This window comes from Streptomyces sp. NPDC001493 (assembly GCF_053597235.1).
The window spans coordinates 21,653-38,760 of record NZ_JBSFHV010000019.1 but is presented as its reverse complement, the minus strand read 5'-3'; the positions used below and the strand labels follow the sequence as shown (position 1 = coordinate 38,760).

At 69.9% G+C, this 17,108-nt stretch carries 16 protein-coding genes and 3 pseudogenes; 8 read left to right on the top strand and 11 right to left on the bottom strand.

Annotation, left to right across the window (positions count from 1 at the left end; all coding sequences use genetic code 11):
* Positions 1 to 664: 664 nt before the first annotated feature.
* From ACWCWD_RS25210 to ACWCWD_RS25195, 4 genes and pseudogenes are all read left to right on the top strand, one after another.
* Positions 665 to 2,138: pseudogene (locus tag ACWCWD_RS25210) on the top strand (aminotransferase class I/II-fold pyridoxal phosphate-dependent enzyme).
* A 51-nt stretch (positions 2,139 to 2,189) separates the two neighbouring features.
* Positions 2,190 to 2,522 (top strand): DUF2945 domain-containing protein, encoded by a 333-nt coding sequence (locus ACWCWD_RS25205; RefSeq protein ID WP_450775870.1) that lies wholly within the window; start codon positions 2,190 to 2,192, stop codon positions 2,520 to 2,522.
* Positions 2,428 to 2,919: a DUF3140 domain-containing protein gene (locus ACWCWD_RS25200; protein WP_450775868.1), complete on the top strand. Its 492-nt coding sequence runs from the start codon at positions 2,428 to 2,430 to the stop codon at positions 2,917 to 2,919. Before ACWCWD_RS25205 ends, ACWCWD_RS25200 begins: the two co-directional genes overlap by 95 nt.
* The gene (locus tag ACWCWD_RS25195) at positions 2,916 to 3,803 is read left to right on the top strand and encodes an SDR family oxidoreductase (protein WP_450775866.1); all 888 of its coding nucleotides are present in this window, start codon (positions 2,916 to 2,918) and stop codon (positions 3,801 to 3,803) included. Before ACWCWD_RS25200 ends, ACWCWD_RS25195 begins: the two co-directional genes overlap by 4 nt.
* Before the next feature lie 8 nt (positions 3,804 to 3,811).
* On the opposite strand, the gene ACWCWD_RS25190 is transcribed toward ACWCWD_RS25195, so the two are convergent.
* The 3 genes and pseudogenes from ACWCWD_RS25190 to ACWCWD_RS25180 all read right to left on the bottom strand — a co-directional run bounded on the left by ACWCWD_RS25190 (position 3,812) and on the right by ACWCWD_RS25180 (position 5,923).
* Positions 3,812 to 4,348 carry an isochorismatase family cysteine hydrolase gene (locus ACWCWD_RS25190; RefSeq protein WP_450775864.1) on the bottom strand — a complete coding sequence of 179 codons (537 nt, stop codon included), beginning with the start codon at positions 4,346 to 4,348 and terminating at the stop codon, positions 3,812 to 3,814.
* A gap of 102 nt (positions 4,349 to 4,450) precedes the next feature.
* A pseudogene (locus tag ACWCWD_RS25185) lies at positions 4,451 to 5,635 on the bottom strand (zinc-dependent alcohol dehydrogenase).
* A 93-nt stretch (positions 5,636 to 5,728) separates the two neighbouring features.
* The gene (locus tag ACWCWD_RS25180) at positions 5,729 to 5,923 is read right to left on the bottom strand and encodes a hypothetical protein (RefSeq protein ID WP_450775862.1); all 195 of its coding nucleotides are present in this window, start codon (positions 5,921 to 5,923) and stop codon (positions 5,729 to 5,731) included.
* A gap of 453 nt (positions 5,924 to 6,376) precedes the next feature.
* On the opposite strand from ACWCWD_RS25180, the gene ACWCWD_RS25175 reads away from it, so the two are divergent.
* Both ACWCWD_RS25175 and ACWCWD_RS25170 read left to right on the top strand, forming a co-directional pair.
* Positions 6,377 to 7,159, top strand: a complete 783-nt coding sequence (locus ACWCWD_RS25175) for a VOC family protein (protein WP_450775860.1) — start codon at positions 6,377 to 6,379, stop codon at positions 7,157 to 7,159.
* A gap of 53 nt (positions 7,160 to 7,212) precedes the next feature.
* Entirely contained in the window at positions 7,213 to 8,424 is a 1,212-nt protein-coding gene (locus tag ACWCWD_RS25170) for a hypothetical protein (protein ID WP_450775858.1), read from the top strand.
* A gap of 85 nt (positions 8,425 to 8,509) precedes the next feature.
* Here the strand turns inward: ACWCWD_RS25170 and ACWCWD_RS25165 are convergent, their stop codons facing one another.
* Entirely contained in the window at positions 8,510 to 9,100 is a 591-nt protein-coding gene (locus ACWCWD_RS25165; protein WP_450775856.1) for a hypothetical protein, read from the bottom strand.
* A 438-nt stretch (positions 9,101 to 9,538) separates the two neighbouring features.
* Here ACWCWD_RS25165 and ACWCWD_RS25160 point away from each other — a divergent pair, with 438 nt between their 5' ends.
* On the top strand, positions 9,539 to 9,757 hold the full coding sequence (locus ACWCWD_RS25160; RefSeq protein WP_450775854.1) for a DUF5133 domain-containing protein: 219 nt from the start codon (positions 9,539 to 9,541) through the stop codon (positions 9,755 to 9,757).
* A 422-nt stretch (positions 9,758 to 10,179) separates the two neighbouring features.
* Here ACWCWD_RS25160 and ACWCWD_RS25155 read toward each other — a convergent pair whose 3' ends face one another.
* The 7 genes and pseudogenes from ACWCWD_RS25155 to ACWCWD_RS25125 all read right to left on the bottom strand — a co-directional run bounded on the left by ACWCWD_RS25155 (position 10,180) and on the right by ACWCWD_RS25125 (position 15,992).
* The gene (locus ACWCWD_RS25155) at positions 10,180 to 10,383 is read right to left on the bottom strand and encodes a hypothetical protein (protein ID WP_450775852.1); all 204 of its coding nucleotides are present in this window, start codon (positions 10,381 to 10,383) and stop codon (positions 10,180 to 10,182) included.
* Positions 10,383 to 10,804, bottom strand: a pseudogene (locus tag ACWCWD_RS25150) (cytochrome c oxidase assembly protein). Before ACWCWD_RS25150 ends, ACWCWD_RS25155 begins: the two are co-directional and overlap by 1 nt.
* Positions 10,801 to 11,358 (bottom strand): DUF2243 domain-containing protein, encoded by a 558-nt coding sequence (locus tag ACWCWD_RS25145; RefSeq protein WP_450775850.1) that lies wholly within the window; start codon positions 11,356 to 11,358, stop codon positions 10,801 to 10,803. Before ACWCWD_RS25145 ends, ACWCWD_RS25150 begins: the two are co-directional and overlap by 4 nt.
* Positions 11,359 to 11,485: 127 nt before the next feature.
* Entirely contained in the window at positions 11,486 to 13,768 is a 2,283-nt protein-coding gene (locus ACWCWD_RS25140; RefSeq protein WP_450775848.1) for a catalase, read from the bottom strand.
* Positions 13,769 to 13,922: 154 nt separating this feature from the next.
* Positions 13,923 to 14,894, bottom strand: a complete 972-nt coding sequence (locus ACWCWD_RS25135) for an iron-containing redox enzyme family protein (protein WP_450776099.1) — start codon at positions 14,892 to 14,894, stop codon at positions 13,923 to 13,925.
* A gap of 80 nt (positions 14,895 to 14,974) precedes the next feature.
* Positions 14,975 to 15,313, bottom strand: coding sequence for a CDGSH iron-sulfur domain-containing protein (locus tag ACWCWD_RS25130; RefSeq protein WP_450775846.1), 339 nt, complete (start codon positions 15,311 to 15,313; stop codon positions 14,975 to 14,977).
* Entirely contained in the window at positions 15,297 to 15,992 is a 696-nt protein-coding gene (locus ACWCWD_RS25125) for a HemK2/MTQ2 family protein methyltransferase (protein ID WP_450775844.1), read from the bottom strand. Before ACWCWD_RS25125 ends, ACWCWD_RS25130 begins: the two co-directional genes overlap by 17 nt.
* Before the next feature lie 625 nt (positions 15,993 to 16,617).
* Between ACWCWD_RS25125 and ACWCWD_RS25120 the strand changes: the two genes are divergently transcribed.
* Positions 16,618 to 16,944, top strand: a complete 327-nt coding sequence (locus ACWCWD_RS25120) for a hypothetical protein (protein ID WP_450775842.1) — start codon at positions 16,618 to 16,620, stop codon at positions 16,942 to 16,944.
* Positions 16,945 to 17,108 lie beyond the last annotated feature (164 nt).

Below are 17,108 nucleotides of genomic sequence, written 5' to 3'. Positions count from 1 at the left end.
CCGCCCCGAAGCCGGCGGCAAGCGGGTCAGTGCCCATGTCAGCCTCACCCATACCGCCGCCGAGCCGGCGGACTGAAGCTGAGGCCTACTCCGGCCTTGGAGGCACGGCGCCATACGGTCGCCGAGGGCGACGCGCCGACACCGCGTGACGCCGAGGACGCGGTAGAGCGCCCTGCTGCCCTGACAACGGCGAGTCGACGAGTCGGTGAAGGACTTCGTGATGCGGGCGTCGGAGCGCATCGCGATCCGCCTGGTGAGAGGACCGCACCGCGCTAACTCTGAGCTGACGACGTCTCACCGCTATCTCTACGAGCCCACCGAAGTAGAGCAAACGGAGCATTGTCCGATCTGTTGGCTTATAGGTGTTTTGTTTTTACTTTCTCGGCTAAAGAAGCTCCTATGGCTGGGAAGCGTTCGTAGTGAGCGACGAGGAGAAAGCCGCAGCAAAAAACCGGCGGCGGGGCAGGCAGCGTCAACGCACCGCATCCGCCTACACCGTCGAACCAGGCAATGCCGCGGAAGAAGCATCACGCCCCACCACTGAGGCTCCTCACCGGCATTGCCCTGACCTCCGCGCGCGGGTCGTGGGACCCTTTCGGTTCGAGAAGGACTCCCGGCCCACGTGCCCGTGTTTTGTCCCTCCCGCACCGGAAAGCCGCACCCCATGGACCACTCCGAAGCACCCGTTCTTGACGCTTTGACCGCTTATCAGGCCCAGGACCAGCTGCCCTTCACACCTCCCGGCCACAAACAAGGCAGGGGAGCCGATCCGAGGGTCCGGGCGGTTCTGGGTGACTCTCTCTTCCGGGCGGACATGCTCGCGGTGTCCGGTCTGGACGACCGGACGATGTCGCACAAGGTCTTGGAGCGTGCCGAGGCGTTGATGGCGGACGCGGTGGGCGCCGAGCACACCTTCTTCTCGACGTGCGGCAGCTCTCTCGGCTAAGGCCGCGATGCTCGCCGTGGCGGGGCCGCACCAGAAGCTGCTGGTGGGCCGGGACGTCCACAAGTCGGTGATCTCGGGCCTGATCCTCGCGGGCATTCGTCCCGTCTGGGTCGATCCCCAGTGGGACACCGGCCTCTACCTCACCCACCCGCCCACGCCCGAAGCCTTCCGGGCCGCGTTCGAGGAACACCCCGACGCGCGCGGGGCCCTGGTCGCCAGCCCCACGCCCTACGGCACCTGCGCCGACATCGGAGCCATCGCCGGGCTCTGCCATCAGCGCGGAAGGCCGCTGATCGTGGACGAGGCGTGGGGAGCACATCTGCCCTTCCACCCCGACCTGCCCACCTGGGCGATGGACGCCGGCGCCGACGTCTGCGTGACGTCGGTCCACAAGATGGGCTCCGGGCTGGAACAGGGGTCGGTCTTCCACCTTCAGGGCTACCTCGTCACCAAGGACACCCTCGTCGCCCGCGCCGACCTGCTGGACACCACCAGCCCCTCCGTACTCGTCTACGCCGCCCTCGACGGATGGCGCCGCCAGATGGTGGAGCACGGCCGCGAACTCCTGGACGAGGCCCTCGCACGGGCCCACCGCGTGCGCGCGGCCATCGACGACGTCACGGGCCTGCACGTCAACGGACGCGACGACTTCTGTGGCCCCGAGCGAGCTGCCGACATGGACCCCCTGCAGATCTTCATCGACCTGAGCGCCCTTCCTATCGACGGTTACACCGCTGCCGACTGGCTGCGCCAGAACCACCGCATCAACCTGCATACCTCCGATCACCGCCGGATCAACGCCCAACTGACGCATGCCGATGACGACACCACGACGGCACGGCTCCTCGACGGTCGCGATCTCGTCGACCACGCGGACGAGTTGCCGGCCGCCCCTGACGTCCGTCTCCCGGGCCCGGGCGAACTCCGGCTCCGCCAGGCGACGCTTCCCCGCGACGCGTTCTTCGGGGAGGTCGAGCAGGTTCCCGCCGAACGGGCGGTCGGCCGGATCTGCGCCGAAATGCTCACGCCCTACCCGCCCGGGATCCCCGCAGTCCTCCCTGGCGAGGTACTCGACCAGGCCGTGGTCGACTACCTGCGCAGCGGGGCACGCGCAGGGATGCTGATCCCCGACGCGGCCGACGGCACGCTGGACACCATCCGCGTCTCCGTACACGACATCGATGCGGACTGAGACAGCCTCGCAGAAGCGTGCGACCCGGTTCGGGCCCGGAGTGCGGGGTCGGTGGGAAGCGCCGATCCTGGAGGTGGCGACGATGCGAACACGTGTCGCCTGTCGTGTCGCGGGAGAAGGGTTCGCTCACGTGGCCACGGTGAAGGGAGGAAGCTGCTCTCCCAAGGTGACGACGTCAGCTGGAAGAGTCACGGGCAGGACGTGGAAGGCTCGGTGAAGCGCGGGATCGACCAGCGCGCCGAGGCGGCTGGCGGCACCGTGGAGTCATCCGAGGGGCGACCACCTCAGCATGAGGTCCGCAGTGACGAGACGGGCAGGTCGAGGTGCACCGCCCGGAATCACTGCGCAAGTGAGGCAGCGGCGGCTAGTGAGCACCTGCGGTAACGAGGGTCGGCAGAGCGTGCTCGACCGCTTCGGTGATGCCGTCAACATGTGCGCCGACGAGTTCAAGAGATGGCTCGGGACGGATACGGCGCGGGAGGTGGGACAAAAGAGGAGCGGGGGAGGTGAGTCGGCTGGTCACCAATCCGGCCGGAGGATCGTCGCTCTGCTGCGCACGGCCGAGTCCGATCTCAGTGTTGACCTCGCACACATGCGCAGGGGAACGGGCTATGTGCACCAGCACCTCGCGCAGCGCCCCCGGGGGCGACATCAGCCGCCGATGAGCTGGGTCACGACCAGAGAAGTAGGACCGGAGCACGGCCGTGGCGACGGCGCGCCTTGCCGGGTGCTTTCCGACCTCCCGGAAACCGTCCGCCGAAGAGCAGAAGGAGCATCATGACGAGCGACGATCGACCGCAGGACCCCAACCGGCTCCATCCGCGTCCCGACTTTCCGCAGCAGGAGCAGCAACACCCGGGCTGGACAGGTCCCATGGATCCACCGCCGGACCATGGCGAGGACTCCTACCGGGGTTCCGGTCTCCTGACCGATCGCGCGGCCGTGGTCACGGGAGGCGATTCCGGCATCGGGCGCGCGGTCGCCCTGGCGTTCGCCAGGGAAGGCGCGGACGTCCTGCTGACGCACCTCGCCGAGGAAGAGGACGAGGCGCGCGAGACCGTCCGCCTGGTAGAGCAGGCGGGACGGGCGGCGATACCCGTGGTGTGCGACATCCGGGACGAGGAACAGTGCGATGCTCTCGTCGAGCGGGCCGTCTCGGCCTTCGGCCGCATCGACGTCCTGGTCAACAACGCGGCGTACCAGATGTCCCAGCCCGACGGGATCGCCGCGATCTCCACCGAGCAGTTCGACCGGGTCGTCCGCACCAATCTGTACGGGATGTTCTGGCTCTGCAAAGCCGCTCTGCCGCACATCCCGCCGGGCGGATCGATCATCAACACGACATCCGTGCAGGCGTACAAGCCCAGCCCGCACCTGCTCGACTACGCGATGACCAAAGGTGCGATCGTCACCTTCACCCAGGGGCTCGCCCAGATGGTCGCGGCCGACGGTGTCCGTGTCAACGCCGTGGCGCCCGGCCCCGTCTGGACCCCCCTCATCCCGGCGACCCTGCCCGACACCACGGAGTTCGGGAAGCAGGGCCCGTTCGGCAGGCCGGCACAGCCCGCCGAGATGGCGCCGGCGTACGTATTTCTCGCCTCTTCGAACGCCTCGTACATCACCGGCGAGATCCTGAACGCCACCGGCGGGACACCGCTCCCCTGAGGCGGTCCTCAGAACCGTGCCGCTCCGGCTGTCGTGATCGTCGCTCCCATGTTGCGTTCCATCATCAGGAGGGCGGCGGTCGCGAGGTCTTCGTGGATGTGGGCGACGGCGTCCTTCGGGATCGTTACCCGCAGGTGGCGGATGTGGGCGTCGAGGGCGGAGTACAGCACGCACTGTTCGGTGACCTGGCCCGTGAGGACGACGTGGTCCACCCCGAGCTGATTCAGCAGGTAGCTCAGGGGTGTCTCGTAGAAGATCGAGTGCCTCGCCTTCACCACGAAGAGGGAGTCTCCGTCCGGCCGCACGGGGCGGACAAGTTCCGATCGCGGCCCGGCCAGGGCTGTTTCGAGCAGCTCCCCGTGGTGGGAGCGCCACTGGCCGAAATTGTCGTTCACGAAGACGACCGGGACGCCCGCGGCGCGAGCACGCTCCAGCAGATGTACGACGTAGGGCACCGCTTCTCGTACGGACGGGATCAGGAGATCCGCGTCCGGGTGATCGTAGGTGTTGATCATGTCGATCACAATGAGAGCGCTCTTCCCCATAGCACCATGGTGACAGCGCACCGAGCGCGTGCAAGCGGCGCGTTCGGGAGGCTGACCGGCCTCTGCCCTCCCGCGCCCGGGGCGGAGGGCAGAGGAACGACCTCAGGGGATCAGGAGCGTTTTGATCATGCCGTCGGTCTTCTGCTGGAAGGTGGCGTACGCCTGCGGTCCCTGTTCCAGGGGCAGGTGGTGGGTGGCGAAGGTGTCGACTCCCAGGGGGTCCTCGTCGGTGAGGAGCGGGAGGATGTCGTCGACCCAGCGTTTGACGTTCGCCTGTCCCATGCGGAGCTGGATCTGCTTGTCGAACATGGTCATGAGGGGCAGCGGGTCGGCGGAGCCGGCGTAGACGCCGGCCAGGGAAACGGTGCCGCCGCGGCGTACCGCGTCGATCGCCGCGTAGAGCGCGGAGAGCCGATCGATGCCCGCCTTGTCCATGAGGCGTTCGCCGACGGCGTCGGGCATCAGCCCGACCGCCCACTGGGCGGCCTTGGCGACCGGGGCTCCGTGTGCTTCCATTCCGACGGCGTCGATGACGGAGTCGGTGCCGCGACCGTCGGTGAGTTCGCGGATTGCGTCGCCGAGGTCCTTTCCGTGGCGACGCAGGTCGAGGCACTTGGCACCGTAGGCGCTCGCCCGCTCCAGCCGGTCGGGGACGAGGTCCACGCCGATGACCAGGCCGGCCCCGCGGTGCTGGGCGATGCGGGCAGCCATCGCCCCGATCGGGCCGAGCCCGAGGACGGTGACCGTGCCGCCGGGTGGGATAGCCGCGTACTCGACGCCTTGCCAGGCGGTGGGCAGGACATCGGAGAGGCAGACGAACCGGTCGTCCGGCGGCCCCTGCGGGACCCGGATCGGCAGGAAGTTGCCGAAGGGGACGCGCAGCAACTCAGCCTGCCCGCCGGGGACCTGGCCGTAGAGCTTGGTTTATCCGAAGAGGGAGGCGCCCATGCCCCGGGAGCGCACCTGGGTGGTTTCGCACTGGGAGTGCAGGCCCCGCTCGCACATGTAGCAGTGACCACACGAAACGTTGAAGGGAATCACTACGCGGTCGCCGGGGGAGTGGGCGGTCACCTCCGGTCCCACTTCCTCCACGATGCCCATGGGCTCGTGGCCGAGGATGTCGCCGGGGTCGAGGTAGGGGCCGAGCACCTCGTAGAGGTGGAGGTCGGAGCCGCAGATTCCGGTCGAGGTGACCCGCACGACGATGTCGTCGGGCTGCTCGATCTTCGGATCGGGAACGGTCTCGACCCTGACGTCCCGCTTTCCCTGATAGATCAGTGCTCGCATCTCTGTCCGCCTTTCGCCTCACGTGCAGGTTTTCCGTGCGCTCCTCATGCTTCTTCTGGACCAGGAGCGTGCGCTGTTGTCGAGCCGGAGGATTCAGGAGTATTTCTGCGCGTCTTCCTGCGCGTCCTCGTTCGGGGTCAGCGCGTCAGCTGCCTCTCCGTCTCCGTTGCCGCTGCGCTGCTCGCCGCCGGTCACGTCGTCCGTCTCGGCGTCCTCGATCTCGTGCAGGACTTCGTCGGATGCGCTGTCGGAAGGCTTCTTGGCGTGCGAGCGGTTGCTGTCGTTCATGTTTCTCCTTGTTCGGACGGGCCCTCGTGCCTGCGGAGGGCGTCGCCTCGCTACCGGTACGGTTGGGCGGCCGGGGCTCCCGGCCGGATCAGCTCCTGCCTTGGCGTCGACGAGCGGTCTTCGACGACGCGCTTCTCGGCCTCCGCGAGCCGGACGAGAATCCTGCGGCATGTTCGCTTCCCTCGCAGCTGGTGAGCCCGGTGGGCGCGCGTTTGCCTGCGCCGACGGTCGTCGCCTACCCGGTCGTCGGGTACGCACCCAGCTCGCGCTCTCTCCATCTGGCGGGGGTCCCCGAGCGGTGCGAGCCGAGAGGGGCCGAACAGCTGAGAGACCGGCGGCGTCCGGTCAACGGCGGGGCTTTCCTCGACGAGGAGAGACCATGTACAGCGGGTCCCGGCCTTTGCCTGCGGTGGTGGGAGGCTGGACGAGCACATAGGAGCGAGGAGGGCTTTGATGTCTGCGATCACCGGCCGGCAGTCGCCCGTGCCGGGTAGCCCGTGTTGGGTCAGCCTGACAGTGGAGGATCTGCCTGCGACCCGGGCGTTCTACGCGGCGGTTCTGGGCTGGAAGTTCCAGCCCAGCCCCCTGGGAGATCAGTTTCTCGTGGCTTTCGCCGACGGCGCACCGGTCGCGGTACTGGGCACGCGAAGGCCGGGCTTCGCTCCGGAATCCGAGTGGACCCCCTACTTCCTGGTTCGCGACGCCGGTACGATCGCCGCCCGAGTCCAAGAGCGAGGTGCCACCGTCGCCGTTGGCCCGGTGGCACTGCGCGAGGGACGCGCCGGTCTGGCCGCTGATCCGGAAGGAGCGACCTTCGGGTTCTGGGAAGGAACTGTTCCGGCGTGGACCGTGGAGTCTCGGATCCGTTCTCGGATCGATCTGCAAGGCCGTAACGTCTTCGACGCTGCCCTGTTCTACGGCGGAGTGCTGGGTTGGGAGATGGAGCCCGGGATCGAGGTCACCTACCAGGACGACCACGTCGTGGTGGAGGCGGAGGGGACGGTGGCCCTCACCCTCCGGGGCGGCGGAACACCGGGATCGGCCGAGCCGCATCTGCGGCCACGTTGGCTGGTGAACTTCAGCGTCGACGACGTGGAGGCCGCCGTGGCGGCGGCTGCGCGGGAAGGCGGTCGCCGACCTCGGCTGCCCGCCACGAGCGGGACGCCGAAGGGGTTCTCACGAACACTGCAGGACCCGGCCGGCGGGCTCTTCACTCTCACGCCTCGCCGCTCTTGAACGCGAAGCGACCACGCCGCGCGCGTTCGACCCGCAAAGTTACGGGGACGGGCATGCGGAGCGCGGTGCCCGGTGTGCCGACTGACGGGGCTACCGCGAAAGCGCGGAAATGGGGCACGCGGGCGGCCGACTGGTGGCAAAGGGCCGCGCACGAGGACGGCCCGGAGCGGCACACGCTGCTACTGATCGGCAAGAGCACCCTCGCCGCCACCCTCTCCTGGGTCGTGTCGTACGACCTCATGGACGCCGCCTCGCCGGCGTTCGCGCCGTTCGCCGCGGTAACGATCATGTATGTGACCGTGTACCAGTCCGTCGTGCAGTCGCTGCGCTACGTCGGGGCCGTCGCGGTGGGCGTCGCGGTCCAAGCCGTGCTGGGCTTCCTCGCCGGCCCGGATCTGCTGACCTTCGTCCTGGTGGCAGTGATCGCCCTCTCAATCAGCCGCCTGCGCGTCCTGGGAACACAAGGCCCCCAGGTGGCCACCGCGGCCCTCTTCGCCTTCTCCACCTACATCGCCGGGCCCGACAACTCCACCCGCGTGATCCAGCTCGGGCAGATCGTTCTCCTGGTCCTGATCGGCTGCGCCATCGGCACCGCGGTCAACGTCACCATCGCTCCGCCGCTGCGCTACCGGAGCGCCGAATACGCCGTCCGCGTCCTAGCGGGTACGCTCCACGACCTCACATCCGACATATATCCCGCCTTGCGCGACGGAGCCCTCGACGCGGACACCACCGCCCGCTGGCGCGATCGGGCCGCCCGCACCGGCGGCCTCATCGAGCAGGCCAGGGCCGGACTGGACACTGCAGTGGAGAGCGTCCGCTACAACCCGCGCCGACTGCTGCGCCGCCACCGCGGCCACCTCACCTTCCACGGGTACGCCTCGGTGCTCGGCGCGCTGGAGCGGACCCTGTACCAACTGGCCTCCATGACCCGGTCCCTCGACCGGTGGCAGGACGAGGAGAACGAATACGTCTACCGGCCGTTCCTGGCCCGGTACGCCGACTTCCTGGAAGCGGTGTCGAAGACGGCCCTCGCGCTGAGCACACTGGACGAGGCGACGCTGCCGCAGCAGACCGCAGGGCTCACTCGGATGGCCGGGGAGGTGGAACGCCGATGCCGCGAGGTCGTCGCCGAGGCCGACGCGCGCACCCTGCCGCTGTCCGACCCCGGCCGGCCCTACGGCGTACTCGTCGTCGAGGCCACCCGCCTCATGGAAGAAGTGCGCTACACCTGCGACACCCTCAGCGGCTGGGTCGAGGCATAGCCCGCCCTGCGGATCGATGCGCACAGCAAGGTGGTGCCGGTCTCTCAGGTGGGGTCTTTACGGTCCGGAAAATGTGGATCGCTGGTCAGCAGTGGTGGGGGAACTGGGGCAGCTGAGCCTGCAGCTGGGACGTGGCCCTGCGCACCATACCGGCCTGCTGCTGGAGCGGACGCTGCTGCTCTCCGTGCAGGGCATTGAGCACGACGATCGCCCCGGTCAGAGCCGGTACGGCCCACTGCATCAGCGTCAGGTGGCTGCGGGCCTTGTCCAGGTCGACGGGGTGGGCCGCTGCCTTCTCCAGGTCGCGCGGGTCGTCGGAGGCGGACAGTTCGAGCTTCTTGCCCAGCACCCGGCAGTAGGCGGTCGCGGCCAGGGCCGCCCCGGTCAGCACCGTCTTGGCCAGCGTCGAAGCGGCGACACCTTGCTGGGTCTGCACGCGGGCGGCGTTCGCGGCCAGCAGACCCGTGCCACCGATCAGGTGCGCGCCGATCGCCGCAGCGTTCACGGGCATCCACCGGGTCCAGCCCTCGCTCGCGATCCGGGCCGTCTCCGCCGCCGTGGAGCCCTGGCTCCGGGCCGCCCCGTTCAGGCCGACCGCGCCCATCAAAGACCCGCCGAACCACGCCGCCATCCCCAGATCGTGGACGCTGCGCAGGACGGTGTTGCGCTCAGACATACTCGCTCCTCAGCCAGAAAGGCCCGCGCCATTGCGGACGCCGTTTCCACGCTCGCCGAGGTCCGGCAGGTCCACCACAGGTGCGACGCATTCGGCGTAAGCGGGCTGCGCCATGGCGGACGAGAACCTGCGCACCGTTCGGCCCCCGCAGCGGGGACGCCGGCGAGGCGGGGGTGGGCACCTGGCACCGGCGCCTTCCGCTCTGCGGGTTACCTGCGATCCCCAGGGTTCCCTCACCCCGTTGACGGCTCGGATCGAGGCCGCCCATCAGCGCGTACGGAACGGTTGTGAGGGGCGTCGACCGCATCGCAGCGCACGGCCCCCGGGCTGTGGGCGAGATGACCGTGGTGTGCGAACAGATGGATGAGGACAGCATCTGCGGGTACTCGACAGGACAGCCCGGGCGGATGGAGGCCCTGGCCCGGAAGGAGAATTGCTGTGCTCATGGCTCACCCGGTGGTTCTGAAGGGTCTCATCGAGCGGTACGAATCGCTCCGGTCCGCAGACGCGGAGGACGCGCTGGCGCGTCGGCGACTGGAAGACGTGGAGTACACGCTGTGCGTCTCCACCGGTACCCGTGATCTCGAGTCCGCTCTCGAGGCTGCCCGCGGCCGCCTCGCCTGCGGCGAGGCGGCCGCTACGCTCATATCCGCCTGAGAAGATGAGCGCCGCCGAGGGACGAACCCGGCCGGCTATCGCAAAGTGGCGAGGGGCGGGCCCGGCGACCGCTTTCGTGCTCCGCACCCACAGCGTGAACAAGCGGCACAGCAGCAGCGTGCGACCTCACGTGCTCCGTCCCATCGCAACGGAGCACCGACACGGGTCGCACGCGGCTTTGTCGCGGCGGTCGCCGACGTCCACGAGGGGCAGCCACCCAAAAGCGACGCTACCGTCCTGTGCCCGGGCCGGCAGGGCCTGCTCACCTGGTCCCGTCTGACGCGCTCACGAATCGGCGTACGTCCGCCGACGCGACGGAAGGATCTCCTTCGACATCTTTGCCGGTCGTCGGCACGGACCGTCGGCACCGAGGAGCTTTCCGACCGGTCAGGGTCGTCACGGCGCCGGCCTCCCTCCGGAAATCAGAGTTCCGAAAATCGGGCGTCGCCCACCCCCGGCCCGGGGCGCGCGGCGACGGTCCGGAGGCGGCAGGCGGGACGCCAGGTCGCGACCAGTGCGCCGGCCAGCAGCAGCTCGCCGATGTCGCCGCCGTAGTACATGATCTCCGCGCCGCCCCGCACCTGGTCGACGGGGGCGCGCACGTCGATGAGGAAGCCTCCGTACATCAGCTGGGATACGGCCGCGTGCGGGGGTGGGTGACGGCGCGCAGGGACCGGGTGTGGAGCAGCCTGGTCAGTGACCGGGCGCGGCGGGCGGGCAGGGTTCGCAGGAGCAGGGTGACCGGTGCGCCGAGGACCAGCAGGAGGGGGCGTACATGCCCAGCAGGAGGTGCTGGGTCATGTGCCTTCGGAAGTCGGCATGGGCGAAGGTCGACACAGGTGGGCTCAGCGCGGCGCCGAGGAGCGCGCACCCCGCCACGAAGCTGGCGGCCCGCCGCCGTGTCCATCCGCGAGCGGGGTTGCGTGCCCGTGCCCGCTGGACGAGGAGGAGGTATCCGCAGGCGAGGATCCCGACGACGCCGAGGGGGACCCATGACTCCCATGCGCCGGCGCCTGCCGGGTGTGCGTGAGGGGTGTGGTCCGTCACCGGCCCGGCGCCCCTGGTGAAGCCGGTTCGTCGAGGTCGAATGGCCTGGCTCCGCGCCGCAGGAGGTATCCGGCAGCGAGCAGCACCGCGCCGAGGGCGAGGAAGCCCAGGTCCCACCAGATGCGGTGGGGGCCTTCGTGGACGTGGTGGATGCCGAGGATCTGGTGGTCCAGCAGCCCTTCGACGAGGTTGAAGAGGCCCCATCCGGCGAGGCCCCATCCCCACAGCACCCGGGAGGTCCACACCCTGCGTCGGTGGTGGGTGACCCGGGCGTAGAGGACGGCGAGGCCGGTGAGGACGGCCAGCCAGCAGATCGTGTGGAACACGCCGTCCCAGACGGTGTTCATCTCCAGTCCGGAGACCGTGTGCAGCGAGTAGTACTTGACGCCGATGCGGTCGTCGTTGGTGCTGGTAAGCATGTGGTGCCATTGCAGGAGCTGGTGTAGCAGGATGCCGTCGACGAATCCGCCGAGCCCCACTCCCAGCAGGATGCCCGGCAGCCGGATGCTGATGGGCAGGGTGTCCTCCGCCGGGCGGGCCGTGCTCGTGGCCATCGTCGCTCTCCTCTCGCCTGCGCGTCGTGGGGACGTGCTGCCGCAGGGCCGGGTGAGCCCTGCGGCAACACTGGAAGCGGGGTTTCCGCGTCTGCGGTGCGGTGGCGGCCGGGACGCCGACCGGCGGTCAGATCTGCGAGGTGAAGCGTTCCCAGGCGCGGTGGGAGCCGAGGAGGGTGGTGACCTGTTCCAGCACTGCTGTGCCGCTGTCGCCGGTGACGGTGCCGGGAGCGTCGGCGACGATGCCCGCGAGCGGGAAGACGCCTTCGCCGCCGTTCCAGGCGCCGATCGCCTTGCCGTGGCGGAACGCCTCGTTGACCAGAAGGAGGACGCGGGGGTCGGTGGCGACCTCGTCGGCGGTGCCGGTGTTGTCGGCCTTGGCGTCCCGTGCTCCGGCCGCGTCGCCGCCGGGACCGGGAGTACCTGCGAGCAGGAGGGCGTCGAACTCGACGGACCGGGCGGTGGCGAAGGTGCGCTGGACGGTGACCGGGTCGCCGTCCGCGTCGAGCTTGCCTCCTGCCGGGGCGATGACGAGCGGGACCATGCCCGCGTCGAGCACCGCTTCGCGGACGGTTCGTACGCCGGCGAGATCGGCAGCGTCGTCGGCGACGATGCCGATGATCCGCCCGTCCAGCGGCCAGACACCGCCCACCTGGGAGAGGGCGGGGCTCGGCGCGGGCTCGGGCAGAGGCCCGTCCGCGGTGGGGGCGGGCAGGCCGAGTCCGGTGGCGACCTCCTGGCAGAGCTGGGTGTCGATCCGGGCCAGGACTGTCAGCGCGCGCTCCTTGACGGCCTGCTCCCAGCACTTGCCGAGTTCGAAGGTGTACGCGGCGACGATGTGTTCGCGTTCCACCGGCGTCATGCTGAGCCAGAACTGGCGGGCCTGGGTGAAGTGGTCGTCGAAGGACGTGGGGGCCTCGCGAACCTTGGTGCTCGCCGCCACCGGGGCCGGTACCTCGATGAACGCGCCGGTGTCCGCGCCGGCGGTGAAGGGGCAGCCGCCGTCCAGGGAGTTGGGCCGGTACGGTGCGACGCCCCGGTGCACGGCGGTCTGGTGCATGCCGTCGCGCAGCATGTCGTTGACCGGTGCGTGGGTGCGGTTGATCGGCAGTTGCGGGAAGTTCGGGCCGCCCAGTCGGCTGATCTGGGTGTCGAGGTAGGAGAAGAGGCGGCCCTGGAGCAGCGGGTCGTTGGTGACGTCGATGCCCGGAACCAGGTTGCCCAAGTGGAAGGCGACCTGCTCGGTCTCGGCGAAGTAGTTCGAGGGGTTGGCGTTGAGCGTCATCAGACCGATCGGCTGTACGGGAGCGAGCTCCTCGGGCACGATCTTCGTCGGGTCGAGCAGATCGATGCCCTCGAACGTCTGCTCCTCGTTGTCCGGGAAGGTCTGCACGCCCAGTTCCCACTGGGGGAAGGCGCCCGCCTCGATGGCGTCGGCGAGGTCGCGGCGGTGGAAGTCGGGATCGACCCCGGCGGCGATCTGTGCCTCCTCCCAGACGAGGGAGTGCACGCCGAGCTTCGGCTTCCAGTGGAACTTCACCAGGGTCGAGGCGCCTTCGGCGTCGACGAGGCGGAAGGTGTGGACGCCGAAGCCCTCCATCATCCGGTAGGAGCGCGGAATGCCCCGGTCCGACATGTTCCACAGCGTGTGGTGGGTCGCCTCGGTGTGCAGGGTGACGAAGTCCCAGAACGTGTCGTGGGCGCTCTGCGCCTGCGGGATCTCCCGGTCCGGGTGCGGTTTCCCGGCGTGGATCACGTCGGGGAACTTGATGGCGTCCTGGATGAAGAACACCGGGATGTTGTTGCCGACCAGGTCGAAAACACCCTCCTCGGTATAGAACTTCGTGGCGAACCCCCGGGTGTCGCGCACCGTGTCGGCGGAGCCCCGGGAACCGAGGACGGTCGAGAACCGGACGAACACCGGCGTCTCCACGTCCTTGGCCAGGAACGCCGCCCTCGACAGCCGCGCCGCCGTCCCGTAACCATGGAACACCCCGTGCGCCGCCGCGCCCCGGGCATGGACGACCCGCTCGGGGATGCGCTCGTGGTCGAAGTGCGTGATCTTCTCCCGCAGGTGGTGGTCCTGCAGGAGAACGGGCCCGCGCGGGCCCGCCTTGAGCGAGTGGTCGGTGTCGTGCAGCCGCGCGCCCTGGGCCGTCGTCAGGTACGCCCCGCTCTGCGCGTTCCGTGCATGGTCCGCCCCCGTCGGCTGCCCGGTCGGGCTCACCGTCTCCGGCCCCGCCTGGTCGGGCTTGGGCGGCAGCGGCTCACGCGGGGACGTCGGCTCGTCGACGGACGGCGGAAGCGCGCTCGGCGCCCCGGGTACACCACCGGGCGGGCCGTCGGTGCCCCGTAGGGCGTCCGCGGCCTTCTCGGCCGCGGCTTTCAGAGGGTTCTTCATTTCGCTCATGGAATCTCCTTAGCCAAATAAATATGGGCAAAACGCTAATAACGGAACAGGCGGGCAGAATGCGCTGTCTGCGCCGCCTCCGGGGCATACGGCGGCGGAGGCGGGGCTCGCCGTCGCCTCAACTGGCCGCGGCGGGCTCGGTAGCGGCCGTCGGTTACAGCGGTGCGCGGAGCGCTGTCCGACCCTGGCGCCAGGCGTCGAGAAGATGCGCAGCCAGCCGGTCTTCGAGCAGTCCGGTGGCTTCGATGCCGAGGACGATGTCGGCGGCCAGCCGCGGTTCGTCTTCCAGCAGCCCGTCGATCACCTCGTGGCGCACGATCTGCTCGTGGACCGCGTCGGCCTCCACGTGCTCGTCGTAGAAGCGCTGGGCCGCCGGGCCCGCGCCCGCCCGCCGAAGTGCCTGGGCGAGCCTGCGCGAGCCGGGCGACGAGGTGATCTCCACCGTGGCGAAGTGCCCGACCAGCGCACCGCGCAGCGAGCGGTGCAGGCCGAAGAGAGACATCAGGTTGACGGTGGCGAGCGCCTCGGCCGGCGCTGCGTCGAGGTATGTCCCGTACGCGGTGTCCAGACCGAGGTCGGCCATGAGGTCTGCGAAGAGCCGCGCGTGGACGTCCTCGGCCCGGCCGGCCCCGAACTCGTCGTACTCGATGGCGACCATTGCCGCCTTCGGCCGCCCCCGGAGCCTCGGGACCACCCACAGGTGCGGATCGGCTTCCTTCAGGTGGTAGAGCGAGCGCAGGGCGGCGTACTCCCGCAGGCGGGGGAGGCTCGCTTCGCGCAGCAGGTGGTGGCTGACACTGGTGCCGTCGTCGCCCACCGGTTCCATCAGCAGCGGTTCGATGGCCTTCGCCACGTCGGCGCCGCCCGTCGTGCGTGCCCGTACAGCGGCGAGAAAGTGCCGCTCGGCAGCCGCCCTCACCGTCAGCAGCGCCGGATCCCACTCCAGGTCCTCGTCAACGGAGGCGAACCCGCGGTAGTGGGTCTCGTACAGGACGTACAGCAGCAGCTGCAAGTCGTCGCCGAACGGGTCGGCCCGGCCGACCTCGTTGTCCGACGGCAGGCGTGTGCGGTCGCCGGTGAGGTACGCGAGGACGCCGGCGGACAGGTCGCCTCGCGGACGCGGCAGCGGAGGCCCGGCCTCCGAATGCGGCGAAGAGCCCGAGCGCGGCGGACCGGTGGGCGTCGAGTCGGCGGTCGCGGCCAGTTTCACGATGCGGAGCCTTCCCTCGGGGTGGGGTCTTCGGGTCGGTGCTCGGGGGAGGCCGGCTCCGGCCGGGGTTCGTCGGGCGGCGCGGAGATCCGCTCGCGCCGTCGGTGGCTGGTGTCGCACCACGGGTGGGTGCGGCTGCGGCGGCAGGTGCAGACCGCCACGGTGAACCGCTCCGACGTCACGGTTCGGCCGTCGGCCGTCCGCAGCGTGACGGGGCCCTCGATCAGGACCGGGCCCTCGGGATCCACGATCACCAGGCGGGCGCGGCGGGCACCGACCCCCGGCGCTTCCTCGCGCTCCCCCGGCACGGCCACGTCCTCACTTCTTTCGCGCACGGATGATCACCAGTTCCTCCGCGGCGGCGGTCGCGGCCAGCAGCCCGCAGGCGCGGAGCCACTTCAGACGGCCTCGCAGCACCGGTCCGAACGGAATGGACAGCCGATCGCTGACGGACGCACGCATACCAGCCCGCTCCAGACGGCGGACGCTCTCCTCGGGTCGGCTGAGCGCCGAGTGCACCATCAGCAGCAGCCCGCCCGCCCTGAGCGCGTCGGGGGCCGTGTCGCAGATGCGGTCCACCAGTGCCCGGCCGTCCGGACCCGCGTCCCAGGCCCGGCCCGGCCCGCGCCGCGGAAGGGCGGGGTCGGGCGCCGGCACGTAGGGCGGGTTGCTGATCACGGCGTCGAAACGGCGACCGGGCAGAGCTCCGAGAAGATCGCCCCGGTGCACGGAGAGCGACAGCCCGGCGAACGAGGCGTTCACCCTCGCGGCGGCCACAGCCCGTCTGCTGATGTCGACCGCAGTCACCCGCGCCCCCAGCCGAGCCGCCCGCAGGGCCAAGGCGCCGGTTCCGGTACAGAGATCCAGGACGTCCATGCCGGGGCCGATGCCCTCCCGGTGCAGGGCGGCTGCGAGGAAGTAGCTGTCCGCCTGCGGGGCGTAGACACCCGGAAAGCGCACGAGCCTTCTCGGCCGCGTCGGGGCCGCACCCGCCTCCACCGCGATGGTCTCCATCACGACGTCCTCTCCGTCGGCGATCGCACTGGAGCCGCCGACCGACGCGCCTCTCGGCTTTCGACCTACGGCTCCTCGCTCCTGCCCCCCGGCCACGGTCGCACGCCTCGGTGATCGACGCCCGTTCACGCCGGCTCGCACGTCTGGTACAGCCGGGTGGCGCCCGGGCCGACGAGCGCCTGCTCTCCAGCACCAGGCTCGGCCTCGCCGCGGGCGTGCCTCACCCCATCTCGCTACGCGGCCTCCCCGGCCGTCCGGTCGCCCTTCCCTCTGGCACCCGACCCAGACGTGGGCAGCACTTCTTGGCGGTGGTTCGCCGCCGGGCCCCACTGCCCCGGTCGATCGTGGGTCAGCGTCCGCGACACGATCTCTGACATCCGGGGATCTGGTGGCCTGCAGATCCGCCCTGGGCTGCGGCATCGTGGACTGGGGTGACGGAGTGGTCGGTCTGGCCCGCTGCTACTCGGGCCCGCGGGCGGTCCCGCGCCGAGGGCTGCTCATCCTCCGGACCACCCCAGCAGCCCCACCCAACCGTCGGCGTTGTTGCGGTATTCCTCTGACGACGGGCTTGCCCTTCTGCGCGCGTTGACGCGCTCCGCCAGGCCATAGCCCTCTCCGCGCCACCATGCCCCAGAGCCTCAGCCACCACATCCGCCAGCAGATCCACTGGATGCGCGGCTCCGCGATCCGCTCCTTCTGGCGCGTCCGGTACCTGCCCCTCAGCGGCTATGCGTTCTGGAACCAGGTGGGCAACTGGTTCGTCACCCTGTCGACCGTCGCCGCCTTCACCTGGTTCATCGTCCTGCAGCCCTTCAGCAGAGCGGCCCCGCTGTCCCTTCTTCTGCTGATCGCGATCGCGTTCGGCGACCTCCACAGCCTGCGCTACCTGACGATCCGCCCCGACAATGAGCGGTGGCGCACAGACTGTTCGTCTTCGCCTGCGCACCCCTGATGACCATGTGGAGCCTCACGGTCCTGCGCACCCTGTGCTGGTACGGTCTCGCGACCCGCGCCCGCACGGGCAGGCACACCCGCGGGAAAGTCGAGGTATACGCCGAAGCCGCTGCGACATCCGCTGCACTCGAACCGCCCACTGCGCGAAAGCGACACCGCCCT